This window comes from Flavobacterium sp. 1 (assembly GCF_002797935.1).
In the GTDB taxonomy this organism is placed as follows: Bacteria; Bacteroidota; Bacteroidia; order Flavobacteriales; family Flavobacteriaceae; genus Flavobacterium.
This window is the reverse complement of the sequence record NZ_PGER01000001.1, coordinates 4,377,540-4,397,697: the sequence shown is the minus strand read 5'-3', so window position 1 is coordinate 4,397,697 and position 20,158 is coordinate 4,377,540. Positions and strand designations below refer to the sequence as shown.

The 20,158-nt window shown below is 33.2% G+C and carries 20 protein-coding genes and 1 tRNA gene; 9 read left to right on the top strand and 12 right to left on the bottom strand.

Annotated elements, in window-relative coordinates:
• Nucleotides 1-143: 143 nt before the first annotated feature.
• The 3 genes from rpmF to pdxA form a co-directional block, all read right to left on the bottom strand.
• Nucleotides 144-341, bottom strand: coding sequence for a 50S ribosomal protein L32 (rpmF, locus tag CLU83_RS17790; RefSeq protein WP_100432852.1), 198 nt, complete (start codon nt 339-341; stop codon nt 144-146).
• A 9-nt stretch (nt 342-350) separates the two neighbouring features.
• Complete coding sequence (locus tag CLU83_RS17785; RefSeq protein ID WP_100432851.1) at nt 351-893, bottom strand: DUF177 domain-containing protein; 543 nt, start codon at nt 891-893, stop codon at nt 351-353.
• 84 nt (nt 894-977) lie between these two features.
• Nucleotides 978-2,027, bottom strand: coding sequence for a 4-hydroxythreonine-4-phosphate dehydrogenase PdxA (gene pdxA, locus CLU83_RS17780; RefSeq protein ID WP_100432850.1), 1,050 nt, complete (start codon nt 2,025-2,027; stop codon nt 978-980).
• Between the two features lie 58 nt (nt 2,028-2,085).
• On the opposite strand from pdxA, the gene CLU83_RS17775 reads away from it, so the two are divergent.
• A complete protein-coding gene (locus CLU83_RS17775) occupies nt 2,086-2,673 on the top strand; it encodes a riboflavin synthase (RefSeq protein WP_100432849.1) in 588 nt (195 codons plus the stop codon).
• Nucleotides 2,674-2,706: 33 nt separating this feature from the next.
• On the opposite strand, the gene CLU83_RS17770 is transcribed toward CLU83_RS17775, so the two are convergent.
• The 4 genes from CLU83_RS17770 to mce all read right to left on the bottom strand — a co-directional run bounded on the left by CLU83_RS17770 (nt 2,707) and on the right by mce (nt 5,041).
• Nucleotides 2,707-2,949, bottom strand: coding sequence for a hypothetical protein (locus CLU83_RS17770; protein ID WP_100432848.1), 243 nt, complete (start codon nt 2,947-2,949; stop codon nt 2,707-2,709).
• Nucleotides 2,950-3,545: 596 nt separating this feature from the next.
• Nucleotides 3,546-4,274, bottom strand: coding sequence for a hypothetical protein (locus CLU83_RS17765; protein ID WP_100432847.1), 729 nt, complete (start codon nt 4,272-4,274; stop codon nt 3,546-3,548).
• Between the two features lie 165 nt (nt 4,275-4,439).
• Nucleotides 4,440-4,513: transfer RNA gene (locus CLU83_RS17760), tRNA-Ile, on the bottom strand.
• Between the two features lie 126 nt (nt 4,514-4,639).
• Entirely contained in the window at nt 4,640-5,041 is a 402-nt protein-coding gene (gene mce / locus CLU83_RS17755; protein ID WP_100432846.1) for a methylmalonyl-CoA epimerase, read from the bottom strand.
• Between the two features lie 253 nt (nt 5,042-5,294).
• Here mce and rbfA point away from each other — a divergent pair, with 253 nt between their 5' ends.
• The 7 genes from rbfA (at nt 5,295) to CLU83_RS17720 (ending at nt 12,015) form a co-directional block, all read left to right on the top strand.
• Nucleotides 5,295-5,687: a 30S ribosome-binding factor RbfA gene (gene rbfA, locus CLU83_RS17750; protein ID WP_100432845.1), complete on the top strand. Its 393-nt coding sequence runs from the start codon at nt 5,295-5,297 to the stop codon at nt 5,685-5,687.
• Between the two features lie 3 nt (nt 5,688-5,690).
• A complete protein-coding gene (locus tag CLU83_RS17745) occupies nt 5,691-6,890 on the top strand; it encodes an FtsX-like permease family protein (RefSeq protein ID WP_100432844.1) in 1,200 nt (399 codons plus the stop codon).
• A 154-nt stretch (nt 6,891-7,044) separates the two neighbouring features.
• Entirely contained in the window at nt 7,045-7,236 is a 192-nt protein-coding gene (locus CLU83_RS17740) for a hypothetical protein (RefSeq protein ID WP_100432843.1), read from the top strand.
• Nucleotides 7,237-7,899: 663 nt separating this feature from the next.
• Entirely contained in the window at nt 7,900-9,336 is a 1,437-nt protein-coding gene (locus tag CLU83_RS17735; RefSeq protein WP_100432842.1) for a circularly permuted type 2 ATP-grasp protein, read from the top strand.
• Between the two features lie 29 nt (nt 9,337-9,365).
• Entirely contained in the window at nt 9,366-9,728 is a 363-nt protein-coding gene (locus CLU83_RS17730) for a hypothetical protein (RefSeq protein ID WP_100432841.1), read from the top strand.
• 389 nt (nt 9,729-10,117) lie between these two features.
• A complete protein-coding gene (locus CLU83_RS17725; protein ID WP_100432840.1) occupies nt 10,118-11,071 on the top strand; it encodes an alpha-E domain-containing protein in 954 nt (317 codons plus the stop codon).
• Nucleotides 11,072-11,076: 5 nt separating this feature from the next.
• On the top strand, nt 11,077-12,015 hold the full coding sequence (locus CLU83_RS17720; protein WP_100432839.1) for a transglutaminase family protein: 939 nt from the start codon (nt 11,077-11,079) through the stop codon (nt 12,013-12,015).
• Between the two features lie 125 nt (nt 12,016-12,140).
• Here the strand turns inward: CLU83_RS17720 and dinB are convergent, their stop codons facing one another.
• A complete protein-coding gene (dinB, locus tag CLU83_RS17715) occupies nt 12,141-13,223 on the bottom strand; it encodes a DNA polymerase IV (protein ID WP_100432838.1) in 1,083 nt (360 codons plus the stop codon).
• 193 nt (nt 13,224-13,416) lie between these two features.
• On the opposite strand from dinB, the gene CLU83_RS17710 reads away from it, so the two are divergent.
• A complete protein-coding gene (locus CLU83_RS17710) occupies nt 13,417-13,884 on the top strand; it encodes a CYTH domain-containing protein (protein ID WP_100433789.1) in 468 nt (155 codons plus the stop codon).
• 145 nt (nt 13,885-14,029) lie between these two features.
• Here CLU83_RS17710 and CLU83_RS17705 read toward each other — a convergent pair whose 3' ends face one another.
• From CLU83_RS17705 to pgi, 4 genes are all read right to left on the bottom strand, one after another.
• The gene (locus tag CLU83_RS17705; protein ID WP_100432837.1) at nt 14,030-14,524 is read right to left on the bottom strand and encodes a septal ring lytic transglycosylase RlpA family protein; all 495 of its coding nucleotides are present in this window, start codon (nt 14,522-14,524) and stop codon (nt 14,030-14,032) included.
• Nucleotides 14,525-14,604: 80 nt separating this feature from the next.
• Nucleotides 14,605-15,027 carry a hypothetical protein gene (locus tag CLU83_RS17700; protein ID WP_100432836.1) on the bottom strand — a complete coding sequence of 141 codons (423 nt, stop codon included), beginning with the start codon at nt 15,025-15,027 and terminating at the stop codon, nt 14,605-14,607.
• A 101-nt stretch (nt 15,028-15,128) separates the two neighbouring features.
• On the bottom strand, nt 15,129-17,939 hold the full coding sequence (locus CLU83_RS17695; protein WP_100432835.1) for a TonB-dependent receptor: 2,811 nt from the start codon (nt 17,937-17,939) through the stop codon (nt 15,129-15,131).
• Nucleotides 17,940-18,244: 305 nt separating this feature from the next.
• Nucleotides 18,245-19,888 carry a glucose-6-phosphate isomerase gene (pgi, locus tag CLU83_RS17690; protein WP_100432834.1) on the bottom strand — a complete coding sequence of 548 codons (1,644 nt, stop codon included), beginning with the start codon at nt 19,886-19,888 and terminating at the stop codon, nt 18,245-18,247.
• Between the last annotated feature and the right edge of the window lie 270 nt (nt 19,889-20,158).

Here is a 20,158-nt window from a genome sequence, read left to right as displayed (position 1 = left end):
TGCAAAATTTTTAAAAGTCTCTAAAATTACAATAAAAAAACTAAACTAATTGTGTTAAGTTTTTCTTATTTGGGGAGGTAAATTATAAGCAACAAAAAAAACTCTCACGAGGTGAGAGTTCTAGTATTGTTTACAAAAACGTATTAAGCAAGAGCTACAACAGATTTATCGATAACAACTTGTCCTCTGTAGTACATTTTTCCTTCATGCCAGTAAGCTCTGTGGTATAAATGTGCTTCTCCAGTAATTGGACATGTAGCGATTTGAGCTACAGTAGCTTTGTAATGTGTTCTTCTTTTGTCTCTTCTAGTTTTCGAGATTTTTCTCTTAGGATGTGCCATTTTACTATATTATTTATCCGTTAATAGTTGCTTTAATTTGTCCCAGCGGGGGTCTATATTTTCTTCTTCTTTCTTCTCTTTTTTTTGCTCTTTAATTGTCAGTTCTTTCAGTTTAGTCAAAGCTTCTGTGTTTAAACTGCCATCCTTTATTCCAGGATGTATCCTTTTTAATGGAATCGAAAGAATTATCATCTCATATATATATTGAGCGATGTCTATTTCAAATTCTCCAAAAGGAAGTATCAGCAACTCTTCATTGTCATTATTAAAGGTTTCTCCAAATCGAACAATTAATTTTAATTTTCCTTTAATTGACAAATCAAAATCTTCACTTGTAAGATCACAAGGAACATTAATTGTCCCTTCATGCTTGAAGTTTAACTCTAACAAATTGCTTTGTTTGTCTAAAACAACATTTACTTTGATATCTGAATTTTGAAATTCATTATAATCAAAGATTTCAAAGAACGCATTACTTATTTGATACTCAAATTTGTGTTTCCCTAGCTTCAATCCTACGAAAGGAATTGTATATTCTTTTGTCTTGCTCATTTCAACAACAATTTGCCCTAAACTTCGGGAGTGCAAAGATATAAAATAAATGGAAATCTAATAATGTTATTCACCTTTTTTTGTTTATAACTGTTTTTCTTTTGTTTTTAAAGGCTTTTGGCTGATTTCTGCGTATTGATTTCTCGAATTATAAACATCAATAGCCAGATAAACAGCTTCTTTGAAAGAGTTATAATTGGCTTTATTCTTCCCTGCTATGTCGTATGCAGTTCCGTGATCTGGTGAAGTTCTTACTTTATTGAGTCCCGCTGTATAATTTACGCCATTTCCAAAGGATAATGTTTTAAATGGAATCAATCCCTGATCGTGATAGGTGGCTATAACGGCATCATAATTTTCATATTGATTGCTCCCAAAGAAACCATCTGCTGCAAAAGGACCAAAAACTAGAGTCCCTTTTTCAAATAATTTTTTCAGGGCAGGTTTTAAAATAGCGTCGTCTTCATTTCCTATAACGCCTCCGTCACCACAATGAGGATTTAGACCGAGTACTGCAATTTTGGGTTTGTTAATGCTAAAATCCTGAATTAAAGTTTTATTGATGGTTTCAATTTTTTTGAAAATCAATTCTTCTGTTAAATGCGAAGCTACTTCATTAATTGGAATATGATCCGTCAATAAGCCAACTCTTAGGTTGTCTTGTACCATTAGCATTAAAGCATCGCCTTCTAATTCCTGATTTAAATAATCGGTATGTCCTGGGAATTTAAAATCTTCCGATTGGATATTGTACTTATTTATTGGAGCTGTCACCAGTACATCAATTTCACCGTCTTTTAACGCTTTGGTAGCAGCGACAAATGACTTGATAGCATACTGCCCTATTTTTTCGTCATTAGTTCCAAGGTTTAAATCAACTCCTTCTTTCCAAAGGTTCAAAACATTGACTTTCCCAATTACAATTTGGTTCAGATTGTCTATACCGTGTAAAGGAATTATTGATTCAAAATTTTTTCTGATGAATGACAAAATTTTTACATTGGCAAAAATAACGGGAGTGCATAACTCAAGCATTCGGTTATCTTCGAATGTTTTTAGAATTACTTCGCTTCCAATACCGTTTAAATCTCCTATCGAAATTCCTACGATTATATTTTCTGCTTTTTTCATAATGTCCTCTAGTTATTTATTGCTAATTTTGAACTGCAAATTTAGTAAAATAAAATAAGAAATGTTTACAGGAATAATTGAAACGCTTGGCAAAGTCCAAGAAGTTAAAAAAGAGCAGGATAATATTCATATTACTATAGATTCGGTATTGGCTAATGAATTAAAAATTGATCAAAGCGTAGCTCATAACGGAATATGCTTAACGGTTGTTGCTGTAGCTGGGAATCATTACACGGTTACAGCTATTGGGGAAACTATCAAAAAAACCAATATATCCAATTGGAAAGTTGGAGATAATGTCAATCTCGAAAGAGCTATGAAGCTGGGAGACCGTTTGGACGGACATATTGTGCAAGGGCATGTGGATCAAACAGGGACTTGTATTGCAGTTGAGGAAACTAACGGAAGTTGGTTTTATACTTTTGAGTATGATGCTGATTTACAAAATATTACTATAGAGAAAGGTTCTATTACAGTAAACGGAGTTAGTTTGACAGTGGTGGATTCTGGTAAGAATAATTTTAGTGTGGCTATCATACCTTATACTTATGAACATACTAATTTTCATTCGTTTGTAGTTGGAACTGCTGTTAATTTGGAATTTGATGTAATTGGGAAATATGTGTCTAGGTTATACGCTAATAAATAGAACAGAAAATGCTATAAACAAAAAAAGACCAATCTAGATTGGTCTTTTTTTGTTTATTTTGTAATTGTATATAATGTATATTCCAAATAGCACAGCTATAATGATTAGTATTGTAATATTTCCGTCTATTGGAGTATCTTCTGTTGGTGGTGCTGGATCACAAGGAACAACGTTACCTGAACCATCGTAGCATGTTTCTGCATGGGCAATATATCCGTAAAGGCAAAAAAGCAAAATGCTTCCTTTATATAAAGCTTTATTTAAAATTGTCTTCATTTTGGGGATGTGGTATTATGATTTTTTTTGAATAACCTTTAGTGCAAAAATATGTTTTTTTTTATATTAGAAATAAATAAATTGCGATTAAATACGAAATTTTACGACAAATCAATCATACGTCTGTATTGTTACATAAAAACCTACAAAAAAAGATTTATTGTTTAGTATTGGTTTTTTGATTTCTATCTTTAATCAGTAGAATTCTTTGAGGCTTTGCCTCGGGGTAATTCATTATTTTAAAAAAATTGTCATTGGAAAGAAAAAAAGCCTTATAAAATATTTATTTATAAGGCTTTTTAAGTATTAACTGTGGTCCCACCTGGGCTCGAACCAGGGACCACCTGATTATGAGATAGATAAATAGCCTTTGCAATTAATTGCATTTAACTTCAAAGTTGCTGATTATCAATAATTTATAATTTTTAAAAAATACTTTTGTTTCATTCAACTTCATATAATACATGCATTTGTTGTACGGATGTTGTACTTTTAAAATATGTAAGAATGAAAGCTAGTTTAAAAATTATACTAAAAAAGACAGAGTTAAGTGACGGAACGTATCCAATAAACTTAAGAATTACTATCCGGAGAATTCACATTTTTTGAAGGCTTTCGTATATTTTCCTTTGATTAAGTGTAGTAGATCTTCTCTTTGTATCTGATGATGCTTTTTCATTTACAAAAATATATTTACCTGCTTTCTTATATTGTAGAAGCGGAACTATGTCTTTTTTTTTAGTTTTGCTATTTGCATCTAATTTTAAAAGAAAAGGAATTATAAAATCATTGATAAAACCGTGCGTTTCATTAGCGCTAATTTCTAATTTAAAAACATGTTTATTATTAGATTTTTTTAAGCAATTAGCAATCAAACTTTGAAAGTCTATTAATGATGCGTCATCACTAAATAGTTCAATTTTTCTAAATTCAATATAATAATGATTAATGATCTCCTTATTTAAGTCTATTAGATCAGCAATTTTTTTCTCAGAAATAGTTTCAGAAGATCTTGATGGATTTTGGAACTGAGATAAATTACTATTTGACTTTTCTCTATTATATCGATTAAAAATATTGTCATTTTTTAAAAAAGATATTGATGCAACGGTAAGTATAAATGAAAAGATAACTCCTAAAATTAGAATTATTAAATAGAATAAAATAAAATTACCATTGTATAACTGAAAAATACTGATGATAACTGCCAAGATCGGTAATAGCGGAACTAAAATAAGTGTAAACTTCTTGGCGGTTGTTATAGAATTTATCTTTTGTATCTGTCGATGAAGAAAGAAAAAAGATTTTTCAATTATTTTTGCCATAATGCTAATTATTTTAATTGAATAGTAAAAATACTAAAAAATAAAGCTAATTGAAACAGAATGAAAAGTTTACTATCTTTGTGGGGTCAACAATTTGTTGTACTAATGTTGTACTGATAGAAACAAAAAAGCCTTTACATTTCTGCAAAGGCTTGATTTTACTAGTGGTCCCACCTGGGCTCGAACCAGGGACCACCTGATTATGAGTCAGGTGCTCTAACCAGCTGAGCTATAGGACCGGTTAAGAGTTCGCAATATTACTACAATTATTTTATTACCGCAAGTATTTTTTGGGTAGATTTTTGAATAATTTGGCTAATATGAAGAATCTGTTTTGAAAGAACTGATTATGAATTCACTAATTTTTATTTTATTTCCTGACATAATTCAATTAAAACGCCATTTGTGCTTTTTGGGTGCAAAAAGGCGACTAATTTATTGTCTGCGCCTTTTTTTGGAGTTTCATTTAGGACGATGAAACCTTCTGCTTTGAGGCGTTCGATTTCTGAAAGGATGTCTTCTACATCAAAAGCGATGTGATGGATGCCTTCTCCTTTTTTTTCAAGAAACTTGGCGATTGGGCTTTCTGGATTGGTTGCTTCGAGGAGTTCTATTTTATTGGAGCCATTCATGAAGAAGGAAGTTTTTACGCTTTCGCTGGCGACTTCTTCTTGTTTGTAAGCGGGGACGCCAAAGAGTTTTTCGAATAACAAATTGGATTTTTCAAGATTTTTGACGGCGATGCCTATGTGTTCTATTTTTTTCATTGTTTGATGTTTGTTTTTTTATAAATAATTCCAAATAAGAACCATTGTTTCTCTCTAGCCCTGATGGAAGGGAAAATCCTTTTTATTTTTTTTCAAAAATAAAAAGATTGGAATGACAGCAGGAACTTTGTCTCCTTAAAAAGCCTAATCTTTCGCTCCTAATTCTGCTTCTAAAGCATAAAACAAATATAAAAAACTTTATGAGTTTATGACTTTGTGGGTTGGTCTCTCAAAAAAATAGTATTTTTGCACTATGGAAACAAATAGACAGAAAAAAATAGGCGGGGTTATCCAAAAAGATTTGGTTGATATTCTGCAGGGTGAAGTGAGAAAAAACGGAATTACTAATTTGATAATTTCAGTATCCAAAGTTGTGGTTACTACAGATTTGTCTGTGGCCACGGTGCATTTAAGTATTTTTCCTCAAGAAAAAGCAGCGGAAACGTTGGTGGGGATTAAGGCTAATTCGACTTTAATTAAACACGATTTATCGCAGAGAGTGCGTTTGCAATTACGTAAAGTGCCAAATTTGGTTTTCTTTATTGATGATTCTTTGGATTATATCGAGAAGATTGATAATGCCTTGAAAAATCAAGAAAATCCGATTGAGAATAGAGATTTGTTGGACAAACGCAGATTTCAATAAAATTTGAATTTTCCTCTTTACATAGCCAAACGATATATTTTTAGCAAAAGTAAAAATAATGCTATCAATATTATTAATGGTATTGCAAGTATGGGAGTTATTGTGGGAGCAATGGCGCTGTTTGTGGTACTCTCGGTTTTTACGGGACTAAAGGAATTTAGTCTTTCTTTTACTAGTGATATTGACCCTGATCTTAAAGTGAGCAGTACACTTGGAAAATCTTTTTTTATTGTACCAAAACAGGAAAAAGAGATTGGGGCAATTGAAGGTGTTGCTTCCTATTCTAAAGTTATTGAAGAAAGAGTGCTCTTTACTTTTAATGGTAAACAAGAGGTTACTTATCTGAAAGGTGTTGATTCTACTTTTAATACCGTTAGCGATTTTAATAAAAAATTATATAATGGGCAATGGCTGAAATCTGATACTTATCAAGTGGTGGTGGGCTATGGTATTGCTCAAAAGTTCTCGATGGGTTTGCTGGACTATAATAATGCTTTTGAGGTTTTTGTTCCAAAACCAGGTAAAGGAGCAATTGAAAATCCTGAACAGGCTTTTAATAAAACTGATGTTTTTCCGGTTGGTATTTATGCTATTAGTGAAGATTTGGATTCTAAATATGTGTTTGCCGATTTAGGTTTGGCACAGGAATTAATGGAGTACAAGACCAATCAGATTTCGCATCTTGAAATCAAATTAAAGAAAGATGCCGATGAAAGTGTGGTAATTCAAAAACTGCAGTCGCTTTTCAAAAATAAAATTACAGTAAAAAATAAGGAACAACTTAATGAGTCTTTGTATAAAATGCTGAATACCGAGAATATAGCAGTGTATTTGATATTTACGCTGGTAATTGTTGTGGCTCTTTTTAATTTGATTGGGGCGCTAATCATGATGATTTTGGATAAAAAAGGAAACCTAAAAACACTTTTTAATCTCGGGACTGACATTAAAGATTTACGCAATATATTTCTGCTTCAGGGTACTTTGTTGAGTGTTTTTGGCGGAATTATTGGGCTATTATTAGGTGTTGTAGTAGTGTTGTTACAGCAGCAATATCAATTAATTATGATAACCGCTACGCTGGCTTATCCAGTGGTTTTTACTTTTGAAAATGTAATAATAGTTATGACAACTATTATTACGCTTGGTTTTATTGCTTCGCTGATTGCAAGCAGTAGAGTGAGTAAGAAGTTGTTGGATTAAGTTTTTTTGATTTAAAAAAAATGAAGCAATACCATTTAGAATTCTCAACTATTAATTCATTCACTTTCTCAACCACCAAAGGAGACAAACCATTATAAATACTGGTTTTGAAAAAACAAATGTTTTTATAAGTAATACAAATGAAAGTAAAAAATTGCTAAGAAAAGTATTTGCTCCTCTTTCATTTGTTGACATAGATTTAGATCCAAAACTTTTAGCGTATTTAAAAAATATTCCACAAAAAAGTGATAGAATTTATTTTCAAACCATTTTTTCCAATGAAGGAATTTGGTTGGTAGAAACAGACAATGAAAAATATTATAAGGTTCTCCTATTTAAAGAATAAAAAAGCTCACGAAAATTTAGACTGCATCCTAATATTGCTATGAAGCTGTATGATGGTTCATTGACACATCTCACATGGATTAGTGGAAAAAAACAGGGATTGAACTTAAAAAAGTGAAAGTTGAACATCTGAGTTTCTTTAATAAAAAATGGGATGATATGTAAAAATCATCGCTATTTGATTACACTTCCAAAAATGAACCTGATATGCCGACAAGAATCTATTGGGACAAAACGAGCATGGTCACAAGGCTACTTCCCATAAAATGTTTGGGATTGAGGTGGCTGTTATAAGCGATGTAATCAGGGATTTGGGCGCTAGAGGTTTTTATGCGCTATTATGTGAGGAAAAAGACAGACACGAAGCTTAATAAAAAGACTATCAGCAATGATGGTCTTTTTTTTGCTCAAAACTCTACAGCCTTTATCCAAATAGAACTCAATCTTAGACTATTAGTAATTTAGCCAATACGAAATCAAAAAAAAATGCATTCAAAAAGTTTAAAATCATTAAAAAAAGATACGTTAAAAAACAAAATCGCATAAATTAAAAAATAATCATCAAAATATTGTTTTTACTGATAATAATTTAATAACTTAGCATTAATAGCAATCAAAAACACCCTATTACACAAAATTGTTGATTATTTAATACTAGGGAAACATGATTAAACTGACACCACAATTAAACCCAAAAGGTTGGGATGAAATGTTCTCTAATGAAGGAGTAAGAAATTCCTATGCTCAAGTGCTGAACACCTTACAAAGCTTAACTCCTGAAAGCCTAAATGACAAACAACTGCAAGCTTCGGATTTATTCATGAATCAGGGAATAACCTTTACTGTTTACAGCGATAACAATCAGGGGATAGAACGAATCTTTCCTTTTGACATCATTCCCAGGATTATTACTAAAGCAGAATGGAGCGAAGTAGAAACCGGTATTAAACAACGGTTAAAAGCGCTGAATTTATTTTTGGAGGATGTATATAATGGACAGCACATTATAAAAGACGGCATTATCCCCACTTCATTGGTAGCCTCATGCCCTCACTATATACAGGAAGTTCACGGAATAAAAGTACCGCATAATATACATGTGCATATTGCTGGAATCGACTTAATACGCGGTGCTAAAGGAGAATTCTATGTTCTGGAAGACAATCTAAGATGCCCAAGCGGCGTGAGCTATATGCTGGAAAACCGTGAAATCACAAAACGTATTTTTCCGGATATGCTTGCCACCAATAAAGTAAATACCGTAGGGAACTATCCAAATATATTTCACAACATATTGATTTCGCTTTCACCCCGAAATGTATCTAAGCCCAATGTGGTTCTGCTTACGCCTGGTGTTTATAATTCGGCATACTATGAGCATACTTTTCTGGCAAGACAAATGGGAATTCCGCTTGTAGAAGGAAGAGATTTAGTGGTTAACAACAATAAAGTCTATATGAAAACCACTTCAGGATTACAGCAAGTGGATGTTATTTACAGACGTCTGGACGATGATTATCTTGATCCATTGGTTTTTAAACCAGAAAGCACACTGGGTGTTCCAGGACTAATTAGCGCCTATCGTCACGGGAATGTGGCTCTAGTAAACGCAGTAGGAAATGGCGTTGCCGATGACAAAGCAGTCTATGCTTATGTTCCGGATATGATAAAATATTACCTTAACGAAGAACCTATACTTAAAAATGTTCCAACATACCAAATGGAAAATCCAGAAGAAAGAGAACTAGTATTTGCCGACATGGAAAACATGGTAATCAAAGAGACCAATGGTAGTGGCGGATACGGAATGATAATGGGAAACAAAGCAACCCAAGAAGAACTTGAAAACGGGAAAACAGCCATACTGGCCAACCCTAGAAATTTTATAGCACAACCAATTATTCAGCTTAGCACAGTCCCTTGTTTAATCGATGGCCAATTGAAATTACGCCATGTAGATCTAAGACCTTATGCTTTATGCGGACCCAATGGAGTAGAAATTGTGCCTGGAGGTCTTACTCGAGTCGCACTAACCGAAGGTTCATTGGTCGTAAACTCTTCTCAAGGAGGAGGAAGTAAAGACACTTGGATCATAAAGTAATTTCGCTTTAATTTTTAAAATGAATCAAAATGGAAAAGAATAGAACAAACCCCGAAAAAAACGGAAGCACAAAATTTGCTTTTTTGCCAGAAATGGTTTTAGAACATTTAAACCATTCTGAACCTAAAGAATTTAAAGCTGTTCCTAATGATGAAACATCAAGTGTAACACTATCGCAAAATATAATTTTTGATCCGCTTGCAGATCCTTTCGACGGAATAAATATCGAGATAAAACCAAGTAAAAAAAAAGCAAAAAAAATAAAAAAGGCAAAAATAAAATTTACTGAAACGCTGACTGTACCCAAATTAGAAATAACTACAAACACGACATCGGAAAATAAAATCATTCAATTTGTAAAGAAAATCAAATTCAACTTTTTAAATTTTTAAACCATATCCATGAAATTGCCTTAAAAAAACAATAAACAAAGACAATATTCCAACATAATCAATAACCAATGAATTTTGCATCTATGAAAACAATTATGACAAGTCGAGTTACAAACGGGATGTTTTTACTCAACACAGAAGCTTTAATCGTTTCAAATCATTCAACGAAAAAAGAAATAGCAATTAAAATGGACTCTCAAGCTCCAATTATAGAATCTATTTTCGAAACAATAGTCGAACCTATTATTTACAAATGCTAGAAAAAAGAATTGGTATAACCTTTAATTTCTTCTGATGCATTCCATTTGGATACCTGCATCAGAAGAAAATACAATCATGCGATTTCTTAAAATCAAATGCTATTATCTCAATTTCAAAAATCGATTCAAATGAAAGCAAACATGCTAAGCCGAGTTGCAGACGGGATGTTCTGGCTCAACAGATATATGGAAAGAACAGACGGGATGTTACTAACTCTTAGCACAAGCTATATTCTGTCATTTGATAAAGAAACCGATGATTGCCAAGGATACAAGCCATTATTGAACTATTACACTAATTTGACATACGATCAAATAGAAGAAAAGCAAAACGACACCGCCTTTGTTTTAAAATATATCATTTGCGACAGTCAAAATCATAATTCGGTTAAAAATCTGGTTGTAAAAGCACGTGAAAATGCCAGAGGATCACAAGATAAAATTACCAAAGAACTTTGGGAACATATCAATTCGCTCTACCACTATATGAATTCGCCTGAACTTCCCAGAAAACTGGAAAGCTCCGATGCTCTAAAGGTTGTAAACAAACTCAATAAAGAACTACTGCTTTATAATGGTATTTTGCATGTTACTATGCCAAGAGGACTTGGCTGGAGTTTTTCGAGTATCGGCAAACTAATAGAACGATGCCTGCAGACAATATCAATGACACAGGCCTATTATATTCCGATTAATTACGATTTGGACGGAAACGAAGATGTTATGTACTGGAAAAGGCTCTTGCTTTCCTTATCTGGTTATGAATTGTATCTCAAAAGTTACAGCAATATTAAGCATAATAGAAAAATCGTTGAACATGTTATTTTTAATGAAGATTTTGCGCATTCCGTAATCTTTACTTTAGACTTAATAAATAAATATTTAGATTGCCTTGTAAAAGACAATGAATTAAGTGAAGCCCGAACATTATACAATCAATTTGGAAGATTAAAAAGCTACATAGCCTATACGGATTACCACCACATGACAAACAAACAATTAGAAGAGGTTTTAGAAACTACAAAAACACAGCTTAACCAATTTTCTGTCGATTTTTCAAAATTATTTTTCTCCTACACTTAGATCTTATGGCAATATTTAAAATAATACATATCACTAAATACCAATACACCTGGCCCATAAAAGAAAGTATAAACGAAATCCGCTTGTTCCCTCATCACTTTAAGGATCAAGAAGTTCTTGACCACCAACTCTTAATTTCGCATGATCCCGAAATAGAATATTTTCGGGATTATTACGGAAATCGTGTAGCGAATTTCAATAATCTGGAAGCGCATAATGAAATGACAATCGAATCTCGAATGACGGTTCGAGTGAGTCATTCGTTAAAAATCCCCGAATTTGAAGATGTTACCGCAAAAGAGTTACAAGAAGAAAAAAATAATGACATCACGCTATTAAGACTTAGCTATCCCGAAACAATCACAAAACAACAAGATATTGATGCTGTTTTGAAAACCTTTAATATAGCCAATAACTCAATTATTACCATTGCTCAATTATGCAATGCTTATATATTTAACAATTTTACCTACACCAAAGGAATCACCAATATAGCCACCACAATTGATGAAATTTTGGTCTTAAAAAAAGGTGTCTGCCAAGATTTTGCGCATGTCTTACTGCAGTTTTTAAGAACTGCCGGTATTCCTTCCAGATATGTAAGCGGTTACATCTGCCCTAACGAAAGCGGGCTCAGAGGCGAAGGAGCCACTCATGCCTGGGTCGAAATTTATTCTCCAACGCAAGGCTGGCAGGGACTGGATCCAACAAATAATATTTGGACCATGGACAACCACGTGAAACTATCTGTTGGCCGAAATTTTTATGATTGTACTTTAATTAAAGGAACTTTCAAGGGACTGGCAAGACAAACACTATCCGTTAGTGTTTCTATAGGATATGAAGATGGCCGTCATTATGAAGAGATGAATGATGTTCAACTGGAAGAAATGCCACAAGAAATAAATGAGCAAATAAACCATATTGAACAGCAGCAACAATAAAACAGTTTCAAAAATTCTACAAATATTAGGTGTTTAAGTTTTTCATAATTTAAGCCCCTAAATAAACACAATCAAGAAAAAACTTAGCTTCTTAGCAACTTAGTCTCTCAGTAACTCAAAAAAAATCAAAAATCAAATTTGAGCTGTACCACAATTGTTTTCTTGATTTCTGTATTCAAGTTGCTTAATGAAATTCCTAATAGCCGCACCGAATCTTTCATTCTTTCTTGGTATAATAATTCTTTTGCTGTTTCAAAAATTAATGATTTATCGGCAATAAAATAAGGCATGGTTTTACTGCGGGTTTGTTGTGTAAAATCACTGTACTTTATTTTCAGTGTAATGGTTTTACCCGAAATTTGGTGTTTTTTTAAACGGCGTTCCAATTCCTGCGCTATTTTTTCGAGTTTTTCGATCATAAATATTTCGGAAGAAAGATTGATGTCAAAAGTATGTTCGGCAGCAACTGATTTAGTAATCCGGTTGGACTTTACTTCGCTGTTGTGAATGCCACGAACAACATTATAATAGAAACCACCCGACTTGCCAAAATGTTTTTCTAAAAATTCAACCGATTTCAATTTCAAATCCATACCGGTAAATATACCGAGCTGAAACATTTTTTCGGCAGTGACTTTTCCCACCCCATAAAATTTTTGAATGGGCAATTGTTCTAAGAAAGCAATAACTTCATCTGGATTAACCGTTTTTTGACCGTTTGGCTTATTGTAATCACTTGCAATTTTGGCCACAAATTTATTGACCGAAATTCCCGCCGAAGCCGTTAACCCAACTTCATTAAAAATTCTAGCCCTTATTTCCTGTGCCAATAAACTGGCACTGGGATTACCTTTCTTGTTTTTGGTAACATCCAGATAGGCTTCATCTAAGGATAAAGGCTCTACCAAATCGGTATAATCACGGAATATTTTGTGGATTTTTTTTGAGATTTCTTTGTATCGATCAAAACGCGGGCGGACAAAAATAAGCTCAGGACAGTTTTTTTTGGCCAAAACACCGCTTATCGCAGAACGGACTCCAAATTTTCGGGCTTCATAACTGGCTGCCGAAACCACTCCCCGATTTTCGGCACCGCCAACTGCAATGGGTTTTCCGCGCAGTTCGGGATTGTCCATTTGCTCCACCGAAGCATAGAAAGCATCCATGTCGATGTGTATAATTTTTCTATGTGGAAACGGTTCGGACATACTACAAATTTAAACCGTTTTGAAAAAAATGAAAGCTCGAAACTGTTAAAAAATAAATGAATATCTTTGATGCACTGACTAGCCCAGATGGAAACGGCATCTCCCGATTTAAAAAAACAAGGCTTTTTTGTCGTAGTTTTTGTTAATCGGGAATATAGTGTACAGCTGGAAACAGCTCCTAAAAACACATGTAATGACAGAAATAGAAAGGAAATTTTTGGTTACTTCGGATGCATTCAAAGCAGAAGCTATTGATCAAAACAGAATAAAGCAAGGTTATTTGAGTTCCGTACCCGAAAGAACCGTTCGAGTACGCATAAAAGGCGAAAAAGGTTTTTTGACCATAAAAGGAATTTCTAACGAATCCGGTTTGTCCCGTTTTGAATGGGAAAAAGAAATTCCTCTAGACGAAGCCGAAAAATTATTGCTTTTATGCGAAACAGGCGTAATCGACAAAACCCGATTTGAAGTCAAATCGGGCAGTCATATTGTGGAAATTGATGAGTTTTATGGCGAAAATGAAGGGCTCATTATGGCTGAAATAGAACTGCAGTCGGAGACAGAATCTTTCGAAAAACCCGCTTGGCTTGGTACAGAAGTAACCAATGATAAAAGATATTACAATGCTTATTTGAGCAAAAATTCGTTTAAGAGTTGGTAAATACTTGATTAATTGGTGATTAGCAAAATGTAACTTAGAAAAATAGAATTTTACTTTTTTTGAAATGCTGTAGAGTTGAAATTTTTTATACTAAATTTCATCAACAATCAAAAGCTAATCACTCTTCACTAATTACTAACAGCCATCACTTTCGCAGCTCTTCGATTTTGACAATCACAGCTCCACCCCTTTTATTGGAAGTAATATCCATAAAAGCTTTCTTGCTTAAATCGATTTCTCTTCCTCTTGCAAAAGGACCTCTGTCGATTACCTCTACAATTACAAATTTGCCATTGGCTTCATTGGTAATTCGGAGTTTAGTTCCAAAAGGGAATTTTCGATGCGCGGCTGATAACTTATTGTTGTCAAATCGTTTTCCGCTAGCCGTTTTTTTACCATTAAATTTATCATGGTAATAAGAGGCATGGGCATCTTTTTTAAATAATACAAACTTTCCAGTTTCAACAATTACAGTATCTGGGGCGATAGCAACTGGTTCAACAACTTTTTCTGCCGTTTTAGCAGTTTTTTTTACAGTGTCTTTATTAATGGAAAATTTTTTGCTGTTAATAATAGTACTTTGACTGCTTACTATCCCAATATTGGCCAGTAAAAATAAAAGTGTGATTATTTTTTTCATTTATAGTTTATTAGGTGAAACTTTGAAAGCAAAAAAATTATGGGTAAAAAAAAATCCTTTTCAGGATTTTTAAAAATGGGTTAGAACCACAAGGACCAAGGAATTCTGCTCAAAATAAGCACTAATCCTAAGCCGTAAAATATTGTGAAGCCTTTAAATTTTGACTCACTTGTAGTTACTTTTTTATGTTTTGACCAGCCAATAGTGATTAAAACGATAGCGATAAGATTGATTAAGGGATGTTCTAATGAAGTTAAACGCAATGCTTTGTCAGACATTTGCCCAAAAGAAGCCAAGCCTAACGGAGATACAAAATATAAAATTAAACCAATCAGTAATTGAACATGTATACCAATTAATCCAAACAAAGCAATTTTCCTGTCTTTGGCAGTAAATTCTTTTTTGGAAGACATTCCTATTATGGCATTAATAACTGCGACAACAAGAACTAACAATGCAATATAAGCCCAACCTGAGTGAAATTTTTGTAAAATCGTATACATAAATGGTTTTTTAATTTAAACAAATATAAGCAAAAAAGTCATAAAAAAACCCCAATCTACTAAAAAGCGATTGGGGTTTTCTGTACGTTATTGATTCTATATTAGAATTCGTAACGCAAAGTAAAGTTCCAAGTTCTTCCATATCCGAAGTACACTTTATTTACTGTAGCAACTCCATTATAAAGAGCTCCTGCTTGTGCATAAGTTACCGCAGGAGTTGTTCCTGTTGCGGCTGTTTTGATGTCATCAGCAAAAAAATTTGTGAAAGACTCATTGATAAATATTTTGTCAAAAACGTTGTTTACGTTAAATCTGAAGTTTAATGCTCCTAATTTTTCACCTAATACCCATTTGTATGATACACCAGCGTCAGTTGTCGCAAAACCAGGTAATTCCATAGCACCTTTGTTGGTAGCGCTTGTAAAACTTGACGGAGTAATGTTTCCGTATAGTTTTTCAGAATAGTTAAGGTTTGCATCAGCATTAAGACCTTTTAAGATTTCGTAAGCAGCACCAAGTGCCATTGTCGTTTGAGCAGCATTTCCAACTTTTACACCATCAAGGTATAAAGTTTGAGCAGTTCCTCCAGCAACTGGTTGATATGAACTATCAAAACGATTACTAGTAGCATTTCCATCATATTTCCAATCACCAATAGAAATCATTCCGTTTAGTTTTAACTTATCAATTAGTCTAGCTGTAACGTCTAATTCTACCCCTGTATGTGTTTCATTAACACCTGAAAAAGTATATAGTCCTCCAGGGTTTGTTGCTGCATCAGGATCTGTACCAGTTGTAAATCTATCATCCCAAGTAGTATAATATGCATTTAAATTAGCAGTGAAAATTCTTGAACGGAAACCGTAACCAAGTTCGACAGCTTTAATTTTCTCATTTGTTAACTTATCATTAACAACGGAAAGAAAGTTAGGATATACAGATGTAAAGAAAGGTTGTTTAGAATAAAATCCTCCATTAACAAAAACATTATGCTGTTCGTTAATGTTATAATTAACTCCAGCTTTTACATCACCTCCTGTAAGATTTTCATAATCAGTACTTGAAAGAGGGTTTGTTGCAGCATAGCTAAAGTGATCATCTCTCTTATAACCTTGTGATGAAACAGCTGCTTGAATAAAAGCAGATAAATTATCTTTTGAATACTCTAATTGAGAAAAAGCTCCATAGTAATTAACTTTACTGTCATACGAATAACCTAATCTCTCTTGATAATCGGTACTTACCCATGGATTTCCGTTTGGTCTTGGTGCGTAAGTAGTAGACAAGACTGTTGGAGCTGCAACACCAGTAGCACTTTTATTTGTTTTATCAAGGTAATTAGTTGCACCAAATAAATCATTAAGAGTTTGGTAGTGAACAGCTGTGTATGTTCTTCCTTCAATTCCAAAGTTTATATTAAAACTATCAGATAATTTTTTATCCAAATTTAAGACGGTTCCATACCAGTTGTGTGAGTTTACAGAAGAGTATTGTGTAATACCCGAAGTAGTATTTATAACTGTAGCTGTACCTACTTTATTACTACCTGTATCAGTACTGTTTTGGTATGATCCATCAGCTATTTTAGTTCTAGTTCCTAATGTAGTAGTTTGTCCTGAGTTCCATGCATCAATTAAATCAAAATTAATTATTCCATCTGCAGTTCTCAATGTACTATTTGGAGAATATGGATTTTGTCCTTTTATACCACCATTAGAAGTTGATCCTCCACCACGACCCCATGAACCGTAAACAACAGTTGAAAATTTTGTAGTTGAGTTAATATCATAATCCCAGTTAAGGCTCATTACCGGTTTGTGGTAGTAATTTGTTTTCAAATTAGCCTCTTCTCCATTTCTTAAACCCCAATCCGAGTTGTATTTAATGTTTGGTGTTTTACCGTCACTTCCAAATTTTAAGAAATCAGTTAACAAAGGAGAAGTTGATCTTTGGTTGTGCCATTGAGGCGCTCCTGTAAAAGTAAATTGAATACTGTTTTTGTCATTGATTTTATAACCAAAAGCCATAAAATAATTGTAGCCTTCAAATTTAGTTCCGTCAACATAACCATCTCCTGCAGTTCTACTGAATAAAACCGAAGCAGAAAGTCCATTTTTCATTACACCAGTGTTGTAAGATGCCTGTGTTTTTAAATATTTATCATTACCAAAACTAGACGAAACTGAACCGCCTTCTTTCATATCAGACGTTTTTGTAATAACATTGATAGTCCCTCCAACAGAAGAAATAGCAAGCTTAGACGCTCCTAAACCTCTTTGAACCTGCATTGCAGAAGTTACATCAGACAAACCTGCCCAGTTACTCCAATATACAGAACCACCCTCCATATCATTAACAGGAACCCCATTAATCATTACAGCAATGTTTTTTTGGTCAAACCCACGAATAACAATTCTTGAATCTCCAAAACCTCCGCCTGCTTTTGAAGCATATACAGAAGGTGTGTTTTTTAAAACCTCCGGAAACTCTTGAGAACCTAATTTTGCCTGAATCTCAGTAGCATTAATTGTCGAAACAGCAACTGGTGTTTTTCTGTCTTTTGCTAAGTCAATAACCCCACTTTTAACCACTACTTCACTTAATTCATTAGAAGATACCAAAATAATATTCCCTAAATCAGCAACACCATTTGAAATAGTAAAATCAACAGTTTGGCTTGCAAAACCAATATACGAAATAATCAATTGCCCAGAGTTCACGTTAGAATCAATAGTAAATTTACCATCAAAACCCGTTGAAGCACTAGCTGATGTACCTTTGATAGCAACATTTGCTCCAGGTAACGGATTTTGTCCATCTGTAATAGCTCCTGTAATTTTTCCTTGTGAAAATACAGTTGATACCATCAAAAACAGTAATCCAGAGAGTAACCAATTTTTCATTGTTTTCATTCTTGTTAGTTTAAATATTTTTGGCAAAATTATAACATTTCAACGAATTAATGTTAACAATGTTTTAAGAAATTGCACATTTTAGTATTCACGCATACTAAATAAGCATATTAATATTTATTAATTAATATTTTAATTTTTTATTAATATTTTTGCCCAACTATTGACAATACAACAACTAAAAATTAAGAAAGAATACTTTTGTTTTGAATTAATTAAAAAAACATACTTTCTTATTCACAAAAAAAGCCCAGATTTTCAAATATCTGGGCTTTTTCGATTTTTTTAAACTACTAAAAGTAATTCTATTTGTTTTCTAAAAAATGATTCAATAAAAATTGTGTTGAACTATCGTGATTTTTAACTTCTTTAGAATTAATTTCGGCTAATATTGAATTGGCTAATTGCTTTCCTAGTTCAACTCCCCATTGGTCAAAACTAAAAATATTCCAAATTATACCCTGCACGAAAATTTTATGCTCATACATAGCAATCAATGAACCTAAAGATTTTGGCGTCAATTTCTGAATCAAAATTGTATTAGTAGGCTTATTTCCAGAAAACACTTTAAAAGGCAAAAGAACACTTGCTTTCTCAGCGCTTAATCCTTGCTTATCAAATTCTGCCTGAACCTGCTCTTGAGATTTTCCATTCATCAAAGCTTCTGTCTGAGCAAAAAAGTTTGACATCAGTTTATCATGATGATCTTCATCTCCATATAACGGTTTTACGAATCCTATGAAATCAGAAGGAATCAATTTAGTCCCTTGGTGAATTAACTGAAAAAAGGCGTGCTGTGCATTTGTCCCCGGTTCTCCCCAAATGATAGTTCCCGTTTCATAATTAACCGGTTTTCCGTCACGGCCAACACTTTTACCATTACTTTCCATTGTTCCCTGCTGTAAATAAGGAGCTAATTTTTGCAAATATTGAGTATACGGAATTAAAGCTTCACTTTCTGCACCAAAGAAATTATTGTACCAAACGCTTAACAATGCTAATGTTACCGGAATATTTTTGTCAAAATCGGCTGTTTTAAAATGTTCATCCATTTCATTAGCACCAGCCAACAAATCATTAAAATTTTCAAAACCAACCGCTAAACTTATAGAAAGACCTACAGCACTCCATAGAGAAAAACGTCCTCCAACCCAGTCCCACATTGGAAATACGTTTTCTGGATTGATTCCAAACTCAGTTACTTTTTGAATATTCGTTGAAACCGCCACAAAATGTTTCGCAACATCTTCTTGTTTGGCCGATTTTAAAAACCAAGCTTTAATGGTTTCAGAATTAGTTAAAGTTTCTTGAGTTGTAAATGTTTTAGAAACAATTACAAATAAGGTAGTTTCCGGATTTAGCTTTTTGATGATTTCATTTACATGATCTCCATCAACATTCGATGCAAAATGTACATTTAAATGATTCTTATAATATTGTAATGCTTCAACAGCCATAACAGGACCTAAATCTGAACCACCAATACCTATATTTACAATGTCAGTAAATGGTTTTCCCGTATATCCTGTTCTTTTTCCTGAAGTTACTTCTTCTGTAAATGATTTTACTTTGTTCTTTACTTCATATACTTCCGGCATTACATTCACGCCGTCTACATTGATTACTGCCGATTCTTTGGCTCTCAAAGCAGTATGCAGAACAGCTCTATTCTCAGTTTGGTTGATAATTGCTCCTCCAAAATAATCAGCAATAGCATTTTTTAAACCTGTTTCATTTGCCAGTTCAAGCAACAAATCAATTGTCTCTTGGCTAATTCTGTTTTTAGAGTAATCAACCAGAAAATCATTCCATTTCAAATGAAACTTTTCTGTTCTCGATGTGTCAGCTTTAAACATAGCTGCCATTGAAGCATTTTGTATTCCAGTATAGTGTGCCTGCAGTTTTTTCCAAGCAGAAGTTTCGGTTGGGTTTATTGTATTTAAAGCCATTTTATTCTTATTTTTTATGTTGTGCAAATTTACTGAATTAAGTTTGAATGGACTAAAATCAGTCAATTATATCACAACCTATTTTCAAAAAATAAAATAAATTAACATAGATAAGCAACCCAAAAAACAGAGTGTGCTAATTTAATTTTGAAGCAGAAACATTAGGAATTTTCAGAAATATGAAACCTACTTTACGCTTTATCTTTTTATTTTTAAAGGAAAAATAAAAAGATATTGCTTCGATCAAGGCTAAAGACAAGCATATTATTT